This window comes from Flavobacteriales bacterium, assembly GCA_016700415.1.
Classification (GTDB): Bacteria; Bacteroidota; Bacteroidia; order Flavobacteriales_F; family PHOS-HE28; genus PHOS-HE28.
This window is the reverse complement of the sequence record CP065018.1, coordinates 596,326-616,611: the sequence shown is the minus strand read 5'-3', so window position 1 is coordinate 616,611 and position 20,286 is coordinate 596,326. Positions and strand designations below refer to the sequence as shown.

The 20,286-nt window shown below is 60.3% G+C and carries 16 protein-coding genes and 1 tRNA gene; 2 read left to right on the top strand and 15 right to left on the bottom strand.

The window, feature by feature from the left end:
- Nucleotides 1–114: 114 nt before the first annotated feature.
- From IPP95_02455 to IPP95_02440, 4 genes are all read right to left on the bottom strand, one after another.
- Nucleotides 115–2,019: a T9SS type A sorting domain-containing protein gene (locus IPP95_02455; protein QQS73109.1), complete on the bottom strand. Its 1,905-nt coding sequence runs from the start codon at nucleotides 2,017–2,019 to the stop codon at nucleotides 115–117.
- Between the two features lie 715 nt (nucleotides 2,020–2,734).
- A tRNA-Leu gene (locus IPP95_02450) sits at nucleotides 2,735–2,818 on the bottom strand.
- A gap of 42 nt (nucleotides 2,819–2,860) precedes the next feature.
- A complete protein-coding gene (locus tag IPP95_02445; protein ID QQS73108.1) occupies nucleotides 2,861–4,171 on the bottom strand; it encodes a serine hydrolase in 1,311 nt (436 codons plus the stop codon).
- A 56-nt stretch (nucleotides 4,172–4,227) separates the two neighbouring features.
- The gene (locus IPP95_02440; protein ID QQS73107.1) at nucleotides 4,228–4,725 is read right to left on the bottom strand and encodes a hypothetical protein; all 498 of its coding nucleotides are present in this window, start codon (nucleotides 4,723–4,725) and stop codon (nucleotides 4,228–4,230) included.
- An 83-nt stretch (nucleotides 4,726–4,808) separates the two neighbouring features.
- On the opposite strand from IPP95_02440, the gene IPP95_02435 reads away from it, so the two are divergent.
- The gene (locus IPP95_02435; GenBank protein QQS73106.1) at nucleotides 4,809–5,567 is read left to right on the top strand and encodes a rhomboid family intramembrane serine protease; all 759 of its coding nucleotides are present in this window, start codon (nucleotides 4,809–4,811) and stop codon (nucleotides 5,565–5,567) included.
- 189 nt (nucleotides 5,568–5,756) lie between these two features.
- On the opposite strand, the gene IPP95_02430 is transcribed toward IPP95_02435, so the two are convergent.
- Complete coding sequence (locus tag IPP95_02430) at nucleotides 5,757–6,692, bottom strand: T9SS type A sorting domain-containing protein (GenBank protein ID QQS73105.1); 936 nt, start codon at nucleotides 6,690–6,692, stop codon at nucleotides 5,757–5,759.
- A 352-nt stretch (nucleotides 6,693–7,044) separates the two neighbouring features.
- On the opposite strand from IPP95_02430, the gene mazG reads away from it, so the two are divergent.
- Entirely contained in the window at nucleotides 7,045–7,842 is a 798-nt protein-coding gene (mazG, locus tag IPP95_02425) for a nucleoside triphosphate pyrophosphohydrolase (protein ID QQS73104.1), read from the top strand.
- A 125-nt stretch (nucleotides 7,843–7,967) separates the two neighbouring features.
- Here mazG and IPP95_02420 read toward each other — a convergent pair whose 3' ends face one another.
- The 10 genes from IPP95_02420 to IPP95_02375 all read right to left on the bottom strand — a co-directional run bounded on the left by IPP95_02420 (nucleotide 7,968) and on the right by IPP95_02375 (nucleotide 20,267).
- Nucleotides 7,968–9,221: a sugar MFS transporter gene (locus IPP95_02420; GenBank protein ID QQS73103.1), complete on the bottom strand. Its 1,254-nt coding sequence runs from the start codon at nucleotides 9,219–9,221 to the stop codon at nucleotides 7,968–7,970.
- Nucleotides 9,222–9,459: 238 nt separating this feature from the next.
- Nucleotides 9,460–12,369: a GH92 family glycosyl hydrolase gene (locus IPP95_02415; GenBank protein QQS73102.1), complete on the bottom strand. Its 2,910-nt coding sequence runs from the start codon at nucleotides 12,367–12,369 to the stop codon at nucleotides 9,460–9,462.
- Between the two features lie 178 nt (nucleotides 12,370–12,547).
- On the bottom strand, nucleotides 12,548–13,468 hold the full coding sequence (locus tag IPP95_02410; protein ID QQS73101.1) for an ROK family protein: 921 nt from the start codon (nucleotides 13,466–13,468) through the stop codon (nucleotides 12,548–12,550).
- A gap of 190 nt (nucleotides 13,469–13,658) precedes the next feature.
- On the bottom strand, nucleotides 13,659–15,026 hold the full coding sequence (locus IPP95_02405; protein QQS74176.1) for a sugar MFS transporter: 1,368 nt from the start codon (nucleotides 15,024–15,026) through the stop codon (nucleotides 13,659–13,661).
- Nucleotides 15,027–15,261: 235 nt separating this feature from the next.
- On the bottom strand, nucleotides 15,262–16,182 hold the full coding sequence (locus IPP95_02400; GenBank protein ID QQS73100.1) for a hypothetical protein: 921 nt from the start codon (nucleotides 16,180–16,182) through the stop codon (nucleotides 15,262–15,264).
- Nucleotides 16,179–16,790: a sigma-70 family RNA polymerase sigma factor gene (locus IPP95_02395; GenBank protein QQS73099.1), complete on the bottom strand. Its 612-nt coding sequence runs from the start codon at nucleotides 16,788–16,790 to the stop codon at nucleotides 16,179–16,181. Before IPP95_02395 ends, IPP95_02400 begins: the two co-directional genes overlap by 4 nt.
- A gap of 5 nt (nucleotides 16,791–16,795) precedes the next feature.
- Nucleotides 16,796–17,905 carry a hypothetical protein gene (locus tag IPP95_02390; protein QQS73098.1) on the bottom strand — a complete coding sequence of 370 codons (1,110 nt, stop codon included), beginning with the start codon at nucleotides 17,903–17,905 and terminating at the stop codon, nucleotides 16,796–16,798.
- A 357-nt stretch (nucleotides 17,906–18,262) separates the two neighbouring features.
- Nucleotides 18,263–18,997, bottom strand: coding sequence for a phospholipase D family protein (locus IPP95_02385; protein QQS73097.1), 735 nt, complete (start codon nucleotides 18,995–18,997; stop codon nucleotides 18,263–18,265).
- Between the two features lie 3 nt (nucleotides 18,998–19,000).
- On the bottom strand, nucleotides 19,001–19,513 hold the full coding sequence (locus IPP95_02380) for a hypothetical protein (GenBank protein QQS73096.1): 513 nt from the start codon (nucleotides 19,511–19,513) through the stop codon (nucleotides 19,001–19,003).
- Nucleotides 19,488–20,267 (bottom strand): hypothetical protein, encoded by a 780-nt coding sequence (locus IPP95_02375; GenBank protein QQS73095.1) that lies wholly within the window; start codon nucleotides 20,265–20,267, stop codon nucleotides 19,488–19,490. Before IPP95_02375 ends, IPP95_02380 begins: the two co-directional genes overlap by 26 nt.
- Nucleotides 20,268–20,286 lie beyond the last annotated feature (19 nt).

Here is a 20,286-nt window from a genome sequence, read left to right as displayed (position 1 = left end):
GCTGCCCACTTTTGTAATACCCGCTCAGCTCCACATGGATACGGCCACGTGCGACATGAAAAAGCGCAGTGTCGAGGCAGTTTTTGGGTGGCCAGATACCCGGACCGGTACGTATCAATGCACCACGCGCACCATCCGCAGGTCTTGCGGTCGCTGCACCTTGAGCAGATACACCCCGTTGCTAAGCCCGTTCATGGCGAGGCGGAGCCGCCGCTGGCCCTTGCCTGAGACAGTGTTCACCAGATGACCCGTGGCATCGAAAATATCCACACGTTCTATCGCGCTGGTCGAACGAAGGGTCAGGCCATCGGCATCGTACAGGAGGTCAAGGCTGTTGTCCGTTACGGTCCGGATCCCGGTCGACACGTCCACCACCGTCGTGCTCACCGTATTGGTGATCACAGGCAGGTTGTAGTCGAAGAAAATGTTGGCCTCATTGGTGATCAGATCGTTCACGCCGACATCCGGGACCGGTGCTAGCCTGTAACGGATGAAGCCTTGGCTCGCAGCGAAGTCGCTTCCGCTGTCGGGCAGGTTGATGCCGTCGAACCGGAAAACGGCCGATCGTTCTGTGACGACCGCGCTCCAAGCGTGACTGGCATCCACCACCTCCAAGGTGCTCAGGTCCAGCAAGGGGTCGATCTCGTCCTCGATGCGAACGTTCAAGGCCTCGGCATTGCCGGTGTTCTGGAACCGCACGATGTAATCCAGCGTGCGCCCGCTCTGGGCCTCCAGGATGGGCAGATCGCCAGCGGGAAGTACCTGCTTGTCATTCGGGTCGAAGCTTCCTACGATGATGCGGTCCACCTGGTCGGAATTATTTGCGGAGGCGTCATCCGCGGGTGTTGTGAAGATGTTCGCGGTATAGGTCAACGTATCCCCCAATGTGGCTGAACTCGGCACATGCAAGGTGACGTGGTAGGTCATTGACGCGAACGGTGCAATGGGCGGCACGGACCAACTAACGGAGCTTCCGGACAGCCCTGTTTCCGCAGGAATGCTGACGATGTATGAAAGCACAGGGTCAAAGGTGAGGTTCAATGTGCCGCCTATGGTCGTGTTCCCGCTGTTGTGGCAGGTCACCATCAACTGGGTGTTAATGCCGCCCCGGTGTTGGCCTTGGCCGGTGATGGAAACCGCAAGGTCGTTGAAGGTGCCAACGGGCGTGAGGCCGAAGTCCATAGCATTGGCATTGGGCGGTACGGTCACATTCTGAGCACCGCTCGGCATGCAGCTGATGTTCCAGATCGGACCTAAGCCCGGAAGGTCCAGTGCGTACTGACCGTCAATGAGGTGAGCAGTGTACGATCCAGCCGTGTTCGTGGCGACCGATTGGACCTGGGGACCATCCGCCCGCACGAACACCCCCGGGGCCGGCCCGTCACCGTTGTTGAACGTACAGGAGTTGTCGCTGTCCACATAGACCCGCCCGCTGATGGTGTTGGCACCACAGGTGTTGGGAACGTTCACGGTCAAGAGGGTAGGGCAAAGTCCGCACTGACCGTTGGGGATGAGGAACAGGGTGGAAGTTCCAGAGGGGAAGCCGGAAAGCACGATGGGAGATTGGGAATAACTGCCGATCTCATTTGAGGGGGATCCCAAGGCCACGATGACGTTTCCGCAACCACCGACGCTATTGACATTGTCCAGGGTCAACACGTTGTTCGAGCAGTCCAAGGGGTCCGGTTGCGAACTGACATCCGCTGTCACAAAGCTTCCCGGGTCGATCCAATACTCCGCGGTGTTCTCGGTGCAGCCTGACCCATCGGTCACTTCCACCGTTACGAGGGGACTGTTCATGGTCGTTTGAACCGAAATGATCTCGCCTGTGCCGATGGGCATTCCTTGGGCATACCAGGTGATCGTATAGGGTGCGGTCCCACCGGAAACGATAAGCCCGATATCAAACCCGACCAAGTAACAATTACCGGTCTGGTAGAATTGGTAGTTGAAGTTGCATTGGGCCATGCTGGCAAATGGCAGCAGTGCCGGGAGGAGAAGTGTAATAAGTCGACGCATGTACGGGTGGAGTTTCATCATAGACGAGAGCAGATCCATTTAGTTGTCCGTACTCGGAGGATCAGCTTTCCGCAGATGCTCAGCGACGCGGTGCGATCGCTTTACTTCCGTCATGTGAAAGACCACGGACCGTGGCCATGCCCTAAGCCAAGATCACTGAACGATGAGAATAGTTTTACTCTGTCTCGCTAGCGCCTTCACTTTCTCAGTCATGGTCTAAGTGCCGAGCTACGTGCCCACCTCCGGCCTCGTGGCGTGGTGCCCCTTGAACAACACGGCCATGGATGTCGGCCCCAATGGTCATAGCGGCACCACATCAGGAACGACTGCTGCGGTCGACCGCTGTAGGAATTCAGTAGGTGACACTGCTTTCGCGGAGCCATTTTGCACCTTTGGTGCCCAGGACTGGATCGGCTTCGTCGGACCAGGTTTGGCCGTGGAGTGGATCGCGTGCCCAGGACTGGATCGACTTCGTCGGACCAGGTTTGGTCGTGGAGTGGATCGCGTGCCCTCATTCCATGAGCTATCACCACTATCGTTTCACGAAAGTGCCCAGGACTGGATTGACTTCGTCGGACCAGGTTTAGCCGTGGAGTGGATCAAGCCCCCTCGCTTCGCTCACGGTCTTTTTTCGTGCCCTTCCTTGCTCAAGCTTCGCTTGGCAAGTCGGTCACGAAAAAGCCCTGCCGCTTCGCGACAGGGCTAGATCACCAAGTGCCCAGGACTGGACTCGAACCAGCACAGCCTTTCGGCCACACGCCCCTCAAGCGTGCGTGTCTACCAATTTCACCACCTGGGCAAGGGGCCGCAAATATAGAAGCGTCCCGCATAGCGGAAAGCGCTATTCTTTTTTGAGGGCCGAAGTCCATGTTTTACCGTCGGAAATGATGCGCACAGCATAGGATCCCGGGGCCAGCATTGAAACGTCGATGGTCCCGGTGCTGCGCGTGGTCAGCACGGTCCTGCCCATGGTGTCGAACAAGGTGACCTCCGCGGAACGGACCTTGTTGGGCAATTGGAACCGGACCACGTCCTTGCACGGGTTTGGCGCAAGGACCGGTCCCTGCTGCAGCCCGACTTCATCGATGCCGGTGTTGCAATCCAACGCGTTCACGTATTGCCATACGTGGTCATCAAAGACCGAGGAGACTAATTGTGCGTCATATGCGGGGTCGCCCATGCGCACCAGCACCAGCCCTTGGCCGGGTGCCACATTGATGATCTGGTCGTTCTTCCCGAGCGCGCTGTACATGTCCGCTGGGGCGTGCGGCACCAGTTCCCCCGGGAATACGAACTGGCTACTGGGCAGCATGAAGCTGTCCTGTCCGTTCAGCCACCAGAGGTAGCCGTAGCTGTGGTTCAGGTTCTGTGAAGGCGTGATGGCGGCATGGAAATACGCGCTGTCATGCAGGATGGTGTCCGTGCCCCACACCATGCCGTTGGAGGCCAGCAGCCCGAAACGCGCCATGCTGCGGACCGTGCTGAAATAAACGCGGTTGTACAGGATGGGCAGCCAGAAACCCTCCATGCCGATGGGATCCCGCAGCCGGGCATTGAAGTAGGTGTAGTAGTTCTGGCCGGTGGCATTGGCCACCACTTCCTGGAGCAGCGTGTAAGGCGCATTGTGATAGGCCCAGCGATCACCGGCGTCGGCGATGTATGCCAAGCACGCCGGGTCGGTGCAGTCGCTGTTGGCCACGCCATCATCCAGGCCCGTGGTCATGGTGAGCTGATGCCTTACCGTGATGGCGGCCTCCTGTATGGGCGTTTCCGCCGTCCAGCCTGGGCCGAGATAGGTGCTCACGGGTTCGTTGATATCAAGGGACCCGTCCTCCTGGGCGATCCCGACGATGGTGCTCGTCAAGGTCTTTCCGGCGCTGGCCCAGTACCACAAGCTGTCCTGCGTGAACGTGCCGAAGTAGTGTTCCAGCACGATCCGGCCGTCCTTCAGCAGGATGAAGCCTTTGGTGTGGTGGTCGCCGAGATAGGCGTAGAGCGAATCGATGCGTTCCGGGCACCAGCCGAGCGTCGCGGGGTCCGTGATTTCCCATGTGCTTCCGGCAACAGGCGCCGGGAAGTAGGGTGTTTGGGCCAAGGCAAAGGAAGGGAGCGCCAAGAGGGCTAAGCAAGGGATCAGTGTGGAGGACTGCATGCTGGTTTTGACGTGCGGGACCGGGAATGGTTCAATGCGGACGCCGACGCCGGAGGTCATTCCCCATCCTCCGGAATGCTCAATTTATTGATCCGCACCAGCGGACCGGGACACATCTGGCCATGGCAGCCGGCGCAGGCCATTATCAGGTCGTTGAACACATTTGTGCGATCGGCCTTAGGCGTGGTGTAGAGCGAATCCAACTGGTGCAGCCAGGCCTGGGCGAACGGATCGAAGGTGCCCCGGTGCACCATCCCGGGTGTGGCTTCCGCTGTTTTCAGCTTCTTGAACTGTTCCGGGAATGGCAGAAGGTCCCTTCCTTCACTGAGCCGTTTCCCGGTGGTATCGGCAAAGGCGGTCATTTCACGCATCAGCTGCGCCAGTTCGCTTTTGGCAGGCGGATCCCCCTTCACGATCCGCACCGTCTCCGCCGCGGGCGGGGCGGTCGGTGCTTCGGACTTCCGGCTGGAAGAACATGCGAGGAGAAAGAAAAGCGTAGTGGCGACACCTATAACACCAATGCGTTGTACAGAGGAATGTTGGATCGAATGCATGGATCGTCGTTGTTTGTTCATCTTCGCCTGACAAGGTGGCCGAAGTCTATTCCGGCCCGAAGATCGTGAAGACTGCGTGATACATGGCAATAATTTACGTCCAGTCCATCGATCACGACCGCAGGCGGCTGCTCACCGCGCTGATCCCGCCCGCAATGGTGGTCGCGCTGATGTGGGTGGTGCTGGGCTTCGACCTGGTCTACCACTTGGACTTGGCGCGTTTCGGGATCCTTCCCCGCACCATCACGGGTTTGCGCGGCATCGTGTTCGCGCCCTTCCTGCATGGCGGGTTGGAGCATCTGGTGAACAACAGTCTACCCTTGCTACTGCTGGGCTGGTTCACCGTCTACTTCTATCCGAAGGCCGCCGGGCGCGTGGTGCTGGTCAGTTGGCTGACCACCGGGCTGTGGGTGTGGGCCATGGGGCGCGAAAGCCATCACATCGGCGCCAGTGGCATCGTGTATGCCTTGGCGGGTTTCCATTTCTTCAGCGGGCTGTTCCGCAGGCGCATCGCGCTGATGGCCGTCTCCTTGATCGTGGTCTTCCTCTACGGCAGCATGTGGTGGGGCGTCCTGCCCATCCAACCCGGCGTCAGTTGGGAAAGCCATCTGTTCGGCGGGGTCGTAGGGTCGTTGCTGGCCTGGTGGTACCGCAACGTGCCGCCTGCCCATGTGCCGCCGCCAAGGGTTGAAGAGGAGGAAGAGGACGAAGAGGAACTTCTGCTTCCAGGCAGTGACCCCGGTGATGAGCAACCTCCTGAACCCCGTGTCGGCCAAGACGGACAGACCGACCCCATGTATGATCCTTCACGCACGAGCAGCACCTATCCTTGGGAAGGGTAGGGCCGAGTTATGGGTTGTCGGTTGTCAGGCTTAGACTCTGTCTGTTTTGGAATGAACAGTTCCCTTGCAAGTGTTTTGCACTATGCCCGCTCCGCAGCTGTGCTCCCCATCCAATGGCTTGGTCACTTGTGAGCGCGGGGTTCTTCGTGCGTCCATCAGCTGTTCAGCTAATCGATCTCATCCGCTGATCTACCTAACCACCACCAACCGCACCGCCTGCCTGCCCCGCTCAGTGGCCACCACCGCCGTGTACACACCGGGCGGCTGCGTGGTGAGATCTATGGTGTTGCCGCTGCCTTGCCAGATCTGTTGGCCGGTAGCAGAATACACAGCGATGCTTTTTGCTTTTTGTGCGAGGACGAGGATAAACTGGCCGGTGGAGGGGTTGGGAGTGATGAAGGCCGTCATGGCCGAATGCAATTCCTCTATACCAACAGGTAATAGCGAGCAATCACAAGGAATACCCGGAAGGCCCGGGTTGCCGGACTGTTCGGAATAGACGTAGGTATCATGTAGTCTTAAACAATCTGGATCTGTATTGCCATATATTATTTCCAATTGTAATAGAGGGCCGGTCGAACCTCCAATTCCTGACTGCCAAAACATATAATAACCAATATATGGGACGAGTGGCTCCCAGCCAATTGCATGTATAAATAGACGATTGACAGTGATTCCATTGTTTTCCAATAATAGAATAGAATCCACGACCACGGTCCTGATCTCATAGTCTGGATCAGGCCCCCAAGTATAGGATGTTAGCACATTAGGGATCGTATCTCCCGCATTCGCCGCGACATCAACCGCAAGATACTCCTGCATGGAATCGAGCAGCATAACGTAGCCCTTGCCTGTGGTATCGGATCGCACATAAAATCGCTGAACCAGTTCCGAATGATCAAACGAACCGTTCATGATGTATTCCAATATGCGCTTATAGGTCTGGCCAGCAATCACCGTGTCCGGATCAGGTCCCAAGATCATTTGAATGCGTGTGAACTCCGAATTATTAAAATCGGAAAAGCACCATGACGCGGAGGAGTCAGGATAGGCCTGAGCACGGCATACATGAGCTGTCATGCAGAACAACAACGTACTCAGCATCCATGTCAACATCGATCTCATTGTAAAACGATTTTACCCGTCTTTTGCCCAACGCCCTCGCAAGTCTTCCCGGCCAACCAGACTTTGCTCTCCAACATGGACGGCCGGAGCGACTTGTGGTTGATGTACGCTGCATTCATCCATACTTCCTCGTGAAGTCTTCGGACTTCACACGATAAGATCCGACCATCGAATGTACAATAACGCCACGGATCGTGTACCGAAGATCGTTCCGTCCGGCAGCCTGAATACTACTTGGTCTTCTTCGGCTTTACTGATCCATGGTTGCCACGAAGGTCACCTGCCGCATTCCTCCGCCTCCGCGTCCAAACCCCAACAACCACCTCCGCGCCCCGCTCCCTACACTTGCACCATGGATCCCCGCTTAGAAGCCTTTGAACGCCTGCTGAACATCATGGACGACCTGCGCGCCAAATGCCCGTGGGACCGCAAACAGACCTTGGAAACGCTCCGGCCGCTCACCATTGAGGAGACCTACGAGCTCGGCGATGCGATCCTGAACAACGACCTACAGGAGGTGAAGAACGAGCTGGGCGACCTGATGCTGCACAACGTGTTCTATGCCAAGATCGGCGAGGAGAAAGGCGCGTTCACCATCACCGACGTGCTCAACGGCATTTGTGAGAAATTGATCCGCAGGCACCCGCACATTTACGGCGACGTGCAGGTGCAGGATGAGGAGGAGGTGAAGGCCAATTGGGAAAAGATCAAGCTGAAGGAACGGCGTAGCGTCGACCCATCGGGTCGACAAGACGACGGGCCGCGCAGCGTGCTGGAAGGCGTGCCCCGCGGCCTGCCCAGCATGGTGAAGGCGGTCCGCATACAGGACAAGGCCCGTGGCGTGGGCTTCGATTGGGAGCACGCGCACCAAGTATGGGAGAAGGTACACGAGGAATTGGCGGAGCTGAAGCACGAGGTGGAGACGCAAAGCGACAAGCAGGCGGATGAGCTTGGCGACCTGCTCTTCAGCATCGTGAACTACGCGCGCTTCCTGAAGATCGACCCGGACGAGGCGTTGGAACGCACCAACCGCAAGTTCATCCAGCGTTTCCAGTTCTTGGAGACGGAATCGCGCAAGGACGGGAAGAAGCTCGGCGAGATGAGCCTTGCCGAGATGGACGCCTACTGGGAGCGGGCGAAGAGGCGCTGAGGTTCCTCTAACATCAACGTCTTCCGCCGTACGGCGGAAGACGTTGATGGGACTAGTTCCCTCAGCGATCTCCCGAAGGGGGTCCTGAGGACAGGGAATAGGTTATCGCACCACGAACCGCCGTATCACCACGCTTTCTTGCTGTGTCCCTTCACACCGTACCACAGAATGAAGAGGTAGCAGGGCACCATCATCCAATATGCGTGTTGGTGGCCGATGCTTGGCTCCTCGGCGAGCTTACCGTAGATCAACGGCAGGATAGCGCCGCCCGCGATGGCCATGATGAGCAGCGCGCTGCCGATCTTGGTGTGGCGGCCCAGCCCGGAGATCGCCAAAGGCCAGATCGCGGGCCACACCAACGCGTTGGCCAGGCCCAGCAGGGCAATGCAGAGTATCGAGGCGTGTGCCGGGAGCAGCGTGGCCGCGATGGTGAGCACCACGCCCAGCACCGCTGAGGCTGCCAAAGCCTTGGCCTGCGAAATGAAACGGGGGATCGCCACGATGCCGATCACATAGCCCACCACCATGCCGACCAGCGTATAGCTGGTGAGGTGCTTGGCCTCGCTAAGCGGCAACCCGAGGGACTGGCCGTAAATGCCGATGGTGTCGCCTGCCATCACCTCCACGCCCACGTAGAGGAAAAGCGCCATCACGCCGAGCATCAGGTTGGGGAAGGAGAAGATGCTGCGGCCATCGGTGGCCACGCCGGGCGCATCCACCTCGGGGTCCAGCTCCGGAAGCGGGGAGTATTTGATCATCAGGCCCAATGCGACGAGGGAGGCGGCCATCACGCCGTAGGGCAGGATCACGCGCTGGGCCAGCTCATCCAGGCGAGCGGCGAGCAACGGACCTTGCAGCGCACTGAGGTCGGCCTGCAGGGTGTCCGCATCGGAAAGGAGCAAGGCACCGAGGACGAACGGAGCCAGCACCCCGGCCATCTTGTTGCAGATGCCCATCACGCTGATGCGCGCCGCAGCGCTCTCGATCGGACCCACCACCGTGATGTAGGGATTGCTCGCCGTCTGTAGCAACGACAGTCCCGTGCCGATGACGAACAGCCCCGCTAAGAACAGGCCGTAAGAGCGCTCTTGCGCGGCGGGGATGAAGAGCAGCGCGCCCAATGCCATGGTGAACAGGCCGTACATCATGCCGCGCTTCATGCCGGTCTTGCCCAGCACCCAGGCCATCGGCAGTGCTGTGACGAAATAGGCGATGTAGAACGCGAACGTGACATAGAAAGGCTCCGCGCCTTCCTTCAGCTCGCACACGATCTTCAGATAGCTGATCAGCGGACCGTTGATCCACGTCACAAAGCCGAAAAGAAAGAACAACGCGCCGATGATGACGACGGCGGAAGTGGTGTGCGTTTTCCCGGACATGCGATGGACTCTGGCGGTGAAAGTATCCGGCCATGTGCTGCCCACAGGCGATCGCTCAAGCAGTTATGCGCAGGAAGGTGTGAGGAATGTGGTGGACATTATGTGAGATCGGTCGTTTGGTACAGGGTACCGGGTACTGAGTACCGAGTACAGGGCATCGGAGTCCTAACACGACCCTTCAGATACCCTGTACCCTATACCCAGTACCCTGTACCAAACAAATAACTCTGTCCCTCTCTTACTCGCAGTCGATCAACAGCTCGTCCGTGAAGAGGTGCGACGCCTCGCCTTTGCCGGGATGCCAGTCGGGGCAGGGGCCGGCGTACTTGGCGATCACCTTGATGTAGCGCGCGTGCTTGTTCAGTAGCTCGGTGGTCATTTCCATGGTCTGCGTTCCTTCCGCCGTGCGCGGCACCGTGTTGGCCACCGTGGCGCTGCTCCAATCGTGGCCGTTCATGCTCCACGCGAACTGAACGCTTTCCGGGTACCAGATCCACGAACGCTGGTCCTGAAGCACGCCCAGCCCGAGGTGCTTCAGCGTCTTCATGCTGCCGAGGTCCACCGTGGCCAGCACGTCGGTGCCGAGATAGCCTTGCCAAGCGCCGGTGCGCCAGTCCTGTGCGCCACGGATGCCGTCGATCAAGGCGACCTCACCGGCGGCGGCATACTGCGAGGACCACTTGCTTTCCACTTTGATGGTGCGGTCGGGATCGATCTGCGTGAAGTGCGCACTGATCACAGGGCTGGTCCGGTCCTTGTCCACGGCGATGGCTTTCACCACGGTGGTGGACGCTACGGTGACCGGTCCATCATAAACAGGGCTGTTGCGTGTGGGCCGGCTCCCGTCCACCGTATAATGGATCTGATCATCCGAACGCAACGTGCTGATGGAGACCTCCAGCGGTTGCGTGAAAGCCTGGCTGGACGCCGTGATGATCGGTGCGGAGGGCGGATAGCTTGTGATCGGATCACGTGCCACGGTGGTGATACGTGCTCCTTCCAACGGTCGCCACATTGCGGCGAGATCGATCTGCAGGTCCATGCCCTGCATGAGCGTGGAGCAGGGGACGGAGCTCAAGCGGCCGGCCTCGCCATTGAGCACCGTGGAGCGGATCAAGCGATCGCCGATCAACTCCCCGCTGCAACGCACATGTACTTCCTTCCCGTTCGGCAGGTGGATGCGGTACGCATGGAACAGCGGCGCATGCAGCTCGAACACCGGATCCCCCGGCGCGATCTGGTACAGGCCCAAAGCGCTCATCACGTACCACGCGCTCATCTGGCCGCAGTCCTCGTTGCCGATCAGGCCGTCCGGCGTGTCGTGGTAGAATTCCGTCAGGAGGCGGTCCACCATGCGTTTGGCTTTGTCCTGCCGGGCCACGCGGTCGTACATCCAGGCCATGGCATGGCTCGGTTCGTTGCCGTGCGCGTACTGGCCGATCAAGCCGGTGATATCGCTCTGGTCGCGACCGGTGGTCTTGGGGTGCGCTTCGAAGAGCTCGTCGAGCCGCTGTTCCAAGCCACCGTGGCCCGTGGCTTTCAGCGCTCGGTCCAAGCCTTCCACGTCCTGCGGAACGAAAGTGCTGTACTGCCATGCGTTCGCCTCGGTGAAGTCAAAGTTCACCTCGAAGGGATCGAACGGACCCTTGAAGCCGCCGTTGTAGCGGGCACGGAAGAAGCCTGTTCCCGGGTCGAAGAGGTTCCGCCAGTTGCTTGCGCGATCGAAGAACACCGAGGCTATGCTGTCCTTGCCCATGGCCTTCGCCATCTTCGCGATGCACCAATCGTCGTAGGCGTATTCCAGCGTGCGGCTCACGCTCTCGCTCTGGTCCTCGCTGCTGATGTAGCCCTTGGCGCGCAAGGCGTTCAGGCCGGCCTCGTCGCGGTCCGCACTGGCTACCATGGCCTTCAGCGCCAGCTCGGCATCGAAGCCACGGATGCCCTTCAGGTAAGCGTCGGCGATCACGCTCACGCTGTGGTAGCCGATCATGCAATCGGTCTCGTTGCCCCAAAGCTCCCACACGGGCAGGCGGCCTGTTTGCGAGTAGATGTCCAAGAAGGTCTTGGTGAAGTCCACCGTGCGCTCCGGCTCCAGGATGGTGAACAGCGGATGTTCGGCCCTGAAGGTGTCCCACAGGCTGAAGACGGTGTACACGTCGTGCTTCGCGGTGTGGACCTTGCCGTCGTTGCCGCGGTATTGGCCGTCCACATCGTTGAAGAGGTAGGGGACGAGCAGGCTGTGATAGAGCGCCGTGTAGAAGATGCGTTGCTGCTCCGGCTCGCCGCCCAGCACCTCGATGCGGCCCAGCTCCTTGTCCCAGACATCTTCGGCCTGTTCTCGCACAGCATCGAATTCCCAGCCGGGCACCTCGGCCTCCATGTTCTTCCGCGCACCTTCCACGCTCACCGCGCTGATGCCCACTTTCACCAGCACCGGCAGGCTGTCCGAGGGAAGTGCGATCACGGCCTTGGAACTGTCGGAGAGCACGGGGTCCAGTATCACCTTGCGATCGATACGGATGCAGAAGAAGAGCCGCTGGTCGCGTGCCCAGGAGCTGCTGCGGCGCTCCCCGACGATCTCACTCACGCCGGTCTGCTTGATCGAACTGGCCAACAAACGGTCCCGGTGCCGGAGATCGATCACGATGGAACGCTCGTCGGCCTTCGCGAAGTGGTAGCGGTGCATGCCCACGCGCTTGGTGGCGGTGAGTTCAACGTCCACGTTCGGATCGTCCAGATGCACTTTGTAATAGCCTGCGTGCGCTTCTTCCCGTTGGTGCGAGAAACGGGAACGGTATTCCTCGGGCTTCGTGGTAAGGCCGCCGCTCAACGGCATCAGCAGCACATCGCAGAGGTCCGAGACGCCGGTGCCACTGAGGTGCGTATGGCTGAAGCCGTAGATCAGGCTGTCGCTGTAATGGTAGCCACCGCAGCCGTCCCATTCCACGGGGTCGATGCGGGTATCGGGGCTCAACTGCACCATCCCAAAGGGCACGCACGGACCGGGGAACGTATGCCCATGGCCGCCGGTACCTACAAAGGGGTTCACCAGTTCAGTGGCGTAGTTGGTGGCCCACGTGGTGGTGTCCTGCGCAGGAAGGACCGCAGGGGAAAGGAGGAGCGCGGAGAGAAAGAGCCGGTTGAGCATTGGCCGAAAATACGGGTCTGAGGTTCACCGCCACGACGCAAAGTCTAATGAGAATAGGAACCGCAACGGACGCAACGAGCGCAACGTTCTGAACGTCGTCGTAAGGCCGTTGGATGTCGTCGACCCCGAGCTATCCCGGCATTCCCGTTGCGCTCGTAGCGTCCGTTGCGGTAAAAACTCACAACGTCGTCAGCGCCGCAGCACCAAGTATCGCCGCATCATCATCCGGCAGCGCCGAGGCCACCAGGTCCACGCGACCGTGGTAGATGTTCAGCAGGTATTCCTGGAAGCGCTCTTGTAACGGGACCATCAACAGATCACCGCTGCGCGCTATCCCGCCAAAGAGCACGATGCGCTCCGGGCCGGTGACGGCCACAGCGTTCGCCAAGCCCACGGCTAACCAGCGCGCCGCATGGCGGAAGGTCTGCAACGCCGCCGCATCGCCTTGTTCGGCGGCCTTCGCGATGCACAAAACACCTTCCTCCTTCAAAACTTCAGCATCGCCGTCCAGTTCCAAGAATGTCTGACGCAACCCGCGGATGCTCACATAGGCTTCTAAGCAGCCTTTGCGGCCGCAAGTGCAGTCCCGGCCATCGATCACGATCGTCATGTGGCCCAATTCGCCCGCATTGCCGTGGCTGCCGAGCACCAGTTGACCGTTCACGATAAAGCCGCTGCCCACGCCGGTGCCGAGCGTCACCAGCAGCAGATCTTTCAAGCCTTGGCCTGCGCCGTAGCGCCATTCACCCAGCGCCGCCGCATTGGCATCGTTGCCCAGCACGCTGCGGATGCCGGTGCGCTCCTCCACCATTCGCGCCAAAGGCACGTCGTTCTTCCACGGCAGGTTCGGTGCCATTTCGATGATGCCCGTGAGCTGGTTGGCGTTGGGGGCGCCTATTCCAATTGCTTGAATTTGGTGATCGGTAGCTGGTGATCTGTGATCGGTGCCGAGTTGCAGAGCCGCCTCCGCCAGTGCATCGGCAAAGGCGAATTCATCCACATGGCCCGTGGTGGGGATGCGTGTAGTGGCGGTCACACGTCCGTTGTCGACCAGGCCGATCTTGGTCGTGGTGCCGCCGATGTCGATGCCGATGATCATGCTTTGAAGATCGGTCCGCAGATTTCGCAGATGGACGCAGATGATTTGCCGGAGGTCCTTCTTGGTTTGGACCACGAAGAACACGAAGGACACAAAGGTGATCTTCTTGCTAGTAGCACCTTTCTTGCAAGCAAACCGACCCGGACGGTCGCCTCCAAATTCTGATCTGCGGGGATCCCCTCTTTCAGCGTCATCTGCGTTCCATTCCGGCAGCCGGCTTGCTTCCCTCGAACCCGAACCACGCCAAGTACGCATAGCACAGCAACGGCAGGAAAAAGCTGAGGTGCATGGCCCGTTCCGGCGTTCCGTGCTGTTGGAGCACATCGATCAATGCGCCTTGTGCCAGCGGGATCAATGCGCCACCGAGGATCATCATCACCAATAGGGAACTGCCTTGGCCGGTGTCGCCCTTCAGGTCATCGATGGAGAGGGTGAAGATGTTGCTCCACAGGATCGAGTTGAACAGGCCGATGGCGAGGATCGTCCACATGGCGACAGCGCCGCTGCTCACCATCGTGGCCACAAGCAATCCCGCCGCGATGCAGGCGAACAGCCCCGTGGCCCGGCCCGGCTTGCGGCCCGCGATGAGGAAGGCGCCCATGTTCGCGGCGATCAGCACCGCCAGCGGCCAGAGGTGCTGCAAGTCCAAGCCGCCGCCTACGCGGTTCACGATCCAAAGCAACAGGAACATCGCCACGCCGATCAACGCCAGCACCGCCACGCGTTTAGATCCATTGAAGCGGTCGCTCAATGCCACAGCGCCTAAGAAGCGGCCACACATGGCGCCGCCCCAGTAGAGGCTCAGGTAGTTCTTCGCGTCGTTGTGCGAAAGCCCCAGCACGCCGTCCAGCCCAACGAAGCCAATGATGAGGCTGCCGATAGCGACTTCCGCGCCCACGTAGCAGAAGATGGCGATCATGCCATTGCGAAGCTGACGGTGCCGTAAAGCGTTCCGCCGTTCGTGTACTTCCGTGCGTGGCGGTTCCGGCAAAGCCGTGAAATACACCCAGACCGCTTGCAGCAAGAGCAGCAAGGCAAAGAAGGCATACGGCCAACGCACCGCCGCATCACCTTTGAAAAGGTCGAAGATCAACGTGCCGCCGATCAGCGGAGCCAGCGTGGTGCCCAAGGAATTGAAGGCCTGCGCGAGGTTCAAGCGGCTGCTGGCGGTCTCCGCCGGACCGATGATGGCCACGAACGGATTGGCCGCGATCTGCAGCAAAGTGAACCCGAGTCCCAGCACGAACAGCGCGACCAGATACAGACCGTAAACGCTGACATAAGTGGCCGGAACGAAAAGCGCGCTGCCGACGGCGCTCAGCACCAGTCCAGCGATCAGCCCGCGTTTGTAGCCAATGCGCTGGATAGGGTCCTCGCCGCCGCGCGAGATCAGGTAGTATGCCAGTGACCCCAGAAAATACGCCCCAAAGAAGCAGAACTGCACCAGCATGCTCTGCCACCAGCTCAGCGTGAAGACGGCTTTGAGGTGCGGGATCAGCACATCGTTCATCACCGTCATAAAGCCCCACATGAAGAAGAGCGTGGTGAGCACCGCCATAGGCCATGCGATGCGGGCGGACGGGGCCGAAGAGGAAGGGCTTTCGGTCATTGGGTGGATTCCGAAGCAATGATACGGGCGGGAAGCGGACCGGCCTTGGATGGATCCACTGAACAAACAAGCAAGATCAAACATGAATACGAACCGCAGTACCTGTTCGGCATAGCGGAATGTCGCAGATTCATGCAGACGATCCCGCTTTCCGGGATCTGTTCACGGAGCTGCTACAGAATTCCTACCAAGCTGCGCGCAGCAGGCCCAGCAGGTCATCCTCGGAGTAGCCCGGCTTGGCCTCGTCCTTTTTATGCTCACTAGATAGGGCATCATAAGACCTAGTGCCTCCTGCATCTTCAGCAACTTCGGCCGGGCTGTCCGGGCGGGCGCTGGTGCCGGTGGCCTTCGTAACACGCAGCCGGTCCTCATTGGCCGCGACCTTGTTCATATTTTCCAGACGCTCCGCATATCCAGTGGTCGCAGCTTCATCCGCCATTTCTGAGGGAGCATCAGCCACCGGGGCTGAGATGGGGGCGGCCGCACGGGCTTGTTTCGCAGTGGCACCGGCCGAGGTTTGCTCTTCGCGCATGTCGGTATTCTCAGCTTGCTTATCAAAACTGAGCGTGGAGGTGACGGCGCTGGATTCCGGTGCATGCTCCTTCTCCAACGATGTCGTGGCCGGTCGCACCTCGTCCTCCTGCACCGCCGATTTGGCGGGCGGGGCCGGCATTTCCTGCCTCACCTCCGCCAAGACTTTATTCTCCTTCGGCTCCATCGCATTCCAGATCATCAGCGAGGCGAAGATCAAGACGGCCACGGTGCCCAAGGCCAGCGCGGGCCGCCAGTACATGGAGGGCCGGGCAGGCAGCAGGAAGCCGCCCACACTGTTCAGCCAGATCCGCCATTGGGGCCGCTGTTGCACGCGGAAGGCCGCCAGCACGCGCTCGCGCACCACCGGGTCCGCGTCCATCGGGGCGTGGTCGCGCTTGTCCTCGCGGACGTGGTGCAGCAGGGCGCGCATCCGCTCGTATTCGGCGCGGCCCTCCAAGTGGCGCAGCGCATAGGCGCGTTCCTCCTCCAGCAGCTCGTCGAAGCCGCGTTCGAGCATCAGGTGCTCCAGGTCCTCGGGGTCGTATCGTTCAGGGCGTTCCATCTTTTTCATCGCGGCCTCACAACAGGGTCCGCTTGTTTAGGTCGTGGGTCGAATTCCGGCATGTTGGCGGCCAGCTTTTTCACCGTGTAGAAGAGGCGGCTTTTCACCGTGCCTTCGGAGATGCCGAACACCTCGGCGATCTCCTTGATCGCCATGTCCTCATGGTGCCGCATCACGAAGGTGGCTTTGTGGTCCGGGTCCAGCTTGTCCAATTCCTCCTCCAACTTGGCGGAGAACAGCGCCCGGTCCACGCCGATGCCGCCCACCGCTTCCACGGTGTGGTTGTTCGTGGCTTTCAGTTCCGGAACGGCCGCCGTGCGTGTGGCCATCCTGCGGTATTCGTTCTTGCACATGTTGTTCGCCACGCTGTAGAGCCAGGTGCGGAAGGGCCGTTCAGGATTGTAGCTATCGGGCTTCTGCGCGATCTTGGTGAAAAGGTCCTGCAGAAAGTCCTCCGCGCGCTCCCGGTCGTTCCACAGCATGCGGTGGAAGTAGGAGAGGAGCTTGCGCTGGTAGCGGTCGTAGAGCACGGTGAAGGCGCGCTCATCGCCGCGCACGGTAAGCTCCATGAGCCGCTCATCGCTCAGGTCCACGGGGTCGGTGCGGAAGAGGCCCATGCACCTTAATGTTGAAGGATGCCCAATTTGTAGAGGTCCTGTGTGGCACCGGTGGCCACGGCCATCTGGCGCAATTCATGCTCCAGCAGTGAGGCCCCGGCCTCATTGCCGCTACTGCGGAACTGGTGGAGCAGGATGGCGCCCGGCAGCAGGTAGTTCCGGCTGAGCGGCCCCGCGTCCAACGGCTTCTTCATCGCGGCCCAATGCTGTGCAAGCAGGGCGTCATCGTTCAGTTTGGCAGGCCCCACGCGGAATACCGCGCCCACCGCATGCAGTTGGCCCTTGAAGGCGTCCAACCAGTTCCGGTCCAAGCTCAGGGCGAAGTACACCGGACGTGTGCCGGAGCGCAACAAGCCCTTCGCGAAGTCCGGTCCGGCGGTGGGCACGGAACCTGTGGCGTCGGCCTGTTGCCAGGTGCGCTGCCGGTAGCCGGGATCCGCCAACAGGCGCCGGTCGACGATGAGCACGCCCGGCTTGTCGTTCCGCTGTACTTGCTCCACCACGGCGGGCTGGGTGTCCATGTCGCCATTGGTGAAGAGGATGCCGTCCGCGGGCAGGCTCAGCAGCACATCTTCCGCGGCGGCTTTCAACTGAGGGACGACCCCGCCGCGCCGCTGCATTTCCCCGCTCCACTTTTTCAGCTCGGCCGCATCGCCGTCCAGCATGGCCTTGGAGAGCATCGGCGCCAGCAGTTCGGTGCGTTCAGGGGCCAGTTTGTATGCTGTCTCCAACTCAGTGAAGGCAGCAGCTTTCGGGAATTCCACGAAGTAATCCGCCAAGTGCTGCTCGAAGCTGCCCGGCGCGGTGGTCTTGATGTCATTCGCGATGCGGTCCAGTTGGGCCTTGTCCGCCGTCTTCAGCACACCGTTGTTGTTGCCGATCATGGCGTTCTGTTCGCTGCGCAACCAGTTCAGCTGCATCAGCGCATTGCTCGGCGCGTTGGTGTTGGCGTCCTTCCATTGCGCGGCCTGCGAATTGGCCACGTTGTTGTCCCAGCCGCCTTGCAGCACGTTCACCGGCGGGGGAGGCGGGGCATCTTGCTTCCGGTCCTGCGCCTGGGCCACGCCCAGCAACGGCGGTAGCACGAGCAGAAAGATCAGGATAAGCCTGTTCATGGTTCGGGTTTCGAGGGGCTGTACACGCCGGTCCGTGGGAGGTTCAAAGATGGGGATCACAGGACCGGATCATCACCGGTGTTCCGTGGATCCTAGGGCTATCGGGTCTTGAGCGCCCTGCGGGCGCACAAGACCGAGTGTTCTTTACCACGGATGGACACGGATCGGCACGGATCCAAGCCCCAAGATCGATGAGTGCATGCGCTATGACCCTATTGTTCTGTTCTGACCCTCATCCGTGTAGATCCGTGTGTATCCGTGGTTCCTTGAATGCTGTGCGAAGCGCCGAAAGGCGCGAGAAATAAGACCCGATAGCCCTGGCGTGGATCCGGAGGCTTGATGGACTGTTCCCACAATTCAAGACGAAGCTAACGGGGGAGCGTCGTTGTCCCCTTTCAACTTCTCGATCCGGGACGCGATGGCGGATGGCTGCCGTTCCAGCAGGCCGCTGATGGCCAGCTGCGCCATGCCGCGCTTGATCATTTCCTGGAAGAGGCTGTCTTCTTCCGGGGACCAGCGGAGATAGGCGCGCGGGTATTTCTTCCGCACCCGTTCAATGGTGCTCATTTCCTCTTCCGAACTATCCTCCTGCGGCTCGATCACCGCCACGCGCTTGCCCCATTCCTCCTTGATCCGCTCCAGACCCTTCTCCGGCACCGTACTGTGGACCAGGTCGGCGATGCGGAGGATGCTATGGCTCTCCTGCACCATTTGGCCATAGGCTTCCGGATCATGGGCCGCATTGAGCAGCACGCCCATTTCGCGGTTGCTCCGCTCCGAGCCGCCCAGCAGGTTCAAGCTGGTCACCACGGCCTCGTGCTCGTTGAAATAGCATTTGGCGTGCAGCTCCCGCAGGAAGTACAGCTTCATGTTCGGCAGCGTGCGCAGGTCGCGGAACACGCCCAGGTGCATGGGCTTCTTGCCGAAGATGAAGGTGATCTCCACCCCGCGCTCGGCCGCATCCCGCAGGCGTTGCAGGTGGACGATGCGCGGCGCGACGAACGCAGAGATGAGCGTGAGCGACCGCTCCGCCTCGCGGATCACCCGCTCAATGGCCGCGCTGCTGTCGGTGGTGGTGAGAAAATGGGCCATGGGTTACTCCGGGAAATCCAACCGGCCCAAGGCGTCGGCCATTGGAACATGCAGGTCCAATACCTGTGTGGTGATCTGGTGCCCCTCGGACCGCAGGCGGGCAATGCGTTTGGCATATCCACCGTCCTTGGTCAGGATATGGCTGATGGCGGTGGTGGCCTCCGCTTGCGCAAGCAGTTTCACATCGTTCAGTACCACGTTCCGTTCTTCCGCCCCGCCCTGCTCCCGGCTCCGCAGCAACACTTCCATCAACGGACCCGCACGGCGGGCATGTTCCACATTGAACGGCAACACGCGCATATTGCGCAACGGGAGGTCCTCGAAACCGCCCTTCACGCACCATTCCGCGATCACGATGGTGCTCAGGTGCAGGGGCACTTTCCGGCCAAGCAGTTCGCGGAACCAAGCTGATGCGTTCGGACCCAAGGGGTCGTCCGGTTTCATCAGCCGGATAACGAAGCTCGTATCGACCAACACCCCGCGCACGGCCTCAAGCCCCGTATTCGCCCCTGACATCGTTGAGATATTGGTCCGGGTCTATGTCCTTCAGCCACGTGTAGGCCCGGCCTTGCAAGCGCTTCAGGTAGGCCTCTTCGTACTTCTCTTCGTAGTCGATCAGTTCGAGAAGCTGCAGCGACCCTTTTTCGATCTCGCCGGTCTGAATGTCCTGCTTGCCCGTGGCCCGGATACCCATTGTACGGTACAGGTAGTTATCCTCGCGGCCGGTCAACTGCGCTTCTGTGGCGGCGATCAGGTAGGTGCCTTGGCCCGGGACGTGCAGGTGGATGTTCGGCTTTTCCTTGCCACCGGCATCCACCACGCGTCCATAGAGATACACTTCCGTCTCCACCGCAGTGGCTTCGGTGCGGAAGTAGTGCGTACTGCTGTCGATCTTCACCTCGGCGGTGCCGGGCAGGGAGGTCCGCAAGGTGAACGTGTAGTCGCTTTCCTGCGCCCAGCGCTGCATGGCCTCGATGGCCTTGGCCGTGCGCGGCTCCAGCACATCGATCGTTCCGGTGGAGGCCACCAGCCCCAGCACGGCCCCGGTCTGTGCCACGGCCTGCACCCCCGTAAGGAAGAGGTGGCGCACGGAGCCTTCCCGAACTTCATAGCTGATCACGGGCCGCTCGCGCCGGTCGTTGGGGAAAAGCAGCACTTCCACCTCGGCCAACAGATCGCGCAGGGCCTTGATGTCATAATCCTCCGGACCCATGGGCTTACCCCCCTTGGCACCTTGAAGGACCACTTCGAATGTCGCTCGCTTTTCCACTATGCAAAGGTAGGCGGGT

Excerpts from the sequence above, each read along its gene's own strand:
- IPP95_02420 (QQS73103.1), bottom strand. The coding sequence starts at position 9,221 with ATGTCCGGGAAAACGCACACCACTTCCGCCGTCGTCATCATCGGCGCG.
- IPP95_02380 (QQS73096.1), bottom strand. The coding sequence starts at position 19,513 with ATGTCAGGGGCGAATACGGGGCTTGAGGCCGTGCGCGGGGTGTTGGTC.
- IPP95_02435 (QQS73106.1), top strand. The coding sequence starts at position 4,809 with ATGGCAATAATTTACGTCCAGTCCATCGATCACGACCGCAGGCGGCTG.
- IPP95_02415 (QQS73102.1), bottom strand. The coding sequence starts at position 12,369 with ATGCTCAACCGGCTCTTTCTCTCCGCGCTCCTCCTTTCCCCTGCGGTC.
- IPP95_02385 (QQS73097.1), bottom strand. The coding sequence starts at position 18,997 with ATGGCCCATTTTCTCACCACCACCGACAGCAGCGCGGCCATTGAGCGG.
- mazG (QQS73104.1), top strand. The coding sequence starts at position 7,045 with ATGGATCCCCGCTTAGAAGCCTTTGAACGCCTGCTGAACATCATGGAC.
- IPP95_02405 (QQS74176.1), bottom strand. The coding sequence starts at position 15,026 with ATGGCGGTGCTCACCACGCTCTTCTTCATGTGGGGCTTTATGACGGTG.
- IPP95_02410 (QQS73101.1), bottom strand. The coding sequence starts at position 13,468 with ATGATCATCGGCATCGACATCGGCGGCACCACGACCAAGATCGGCCTG.
- IPP95_02440 (QQS73107.1), bottom strand. The coding sequence starts at position 4,725 with ATGCATTCGATCCAACATTCCTCTGTACAACGCATTGGTGTTATAGGT.
- IPP95_02445 (QQS73108.1), bottom strand. The coding sequence starts at position 4,171 with ATGCAGTCCTCCACACTGATCCCTTGCTTAGCCCTCTTGGCGCTCCCT.
- IPP95_02400 (QQS73100.1), bottom strand. The coding sequence starts at position 16,182 with ATGAAAAAGATGGAACGCCCTGAACGATACGACCCCGAGGACCTGGAG.
- IPP95_02455 (QQS73109.1), bottom strand. The coding sequence starts at position 2,019 with ATGCGTCGACTTATTACACTTCTCCTCCCGGCACTGCTGCCATTTGCC.
- IPP95_02390 (QQS73098.1), bottom strand. The coding sequence starts at position 17,905 with ATGAACAGGCTTATCCTGATCTTTCTGCTCGTGCTACCGCCGTTGCTG.
- IPP95_02430 (QQS73105.1), bottom strand. The coding sequence starts at position 6,692 with ATGAGATCGATGTTGACATGGATGCTGAGTACGTTGTTGTTCTGCATG.
- IPP95_02395 (QQS73099.1), bottom strand. The coding sequence starts at position 16,790 with ATGGGCCTCTTCCGCACCGACCCCGTGGACCTGAGCGATGAGCGGCTC.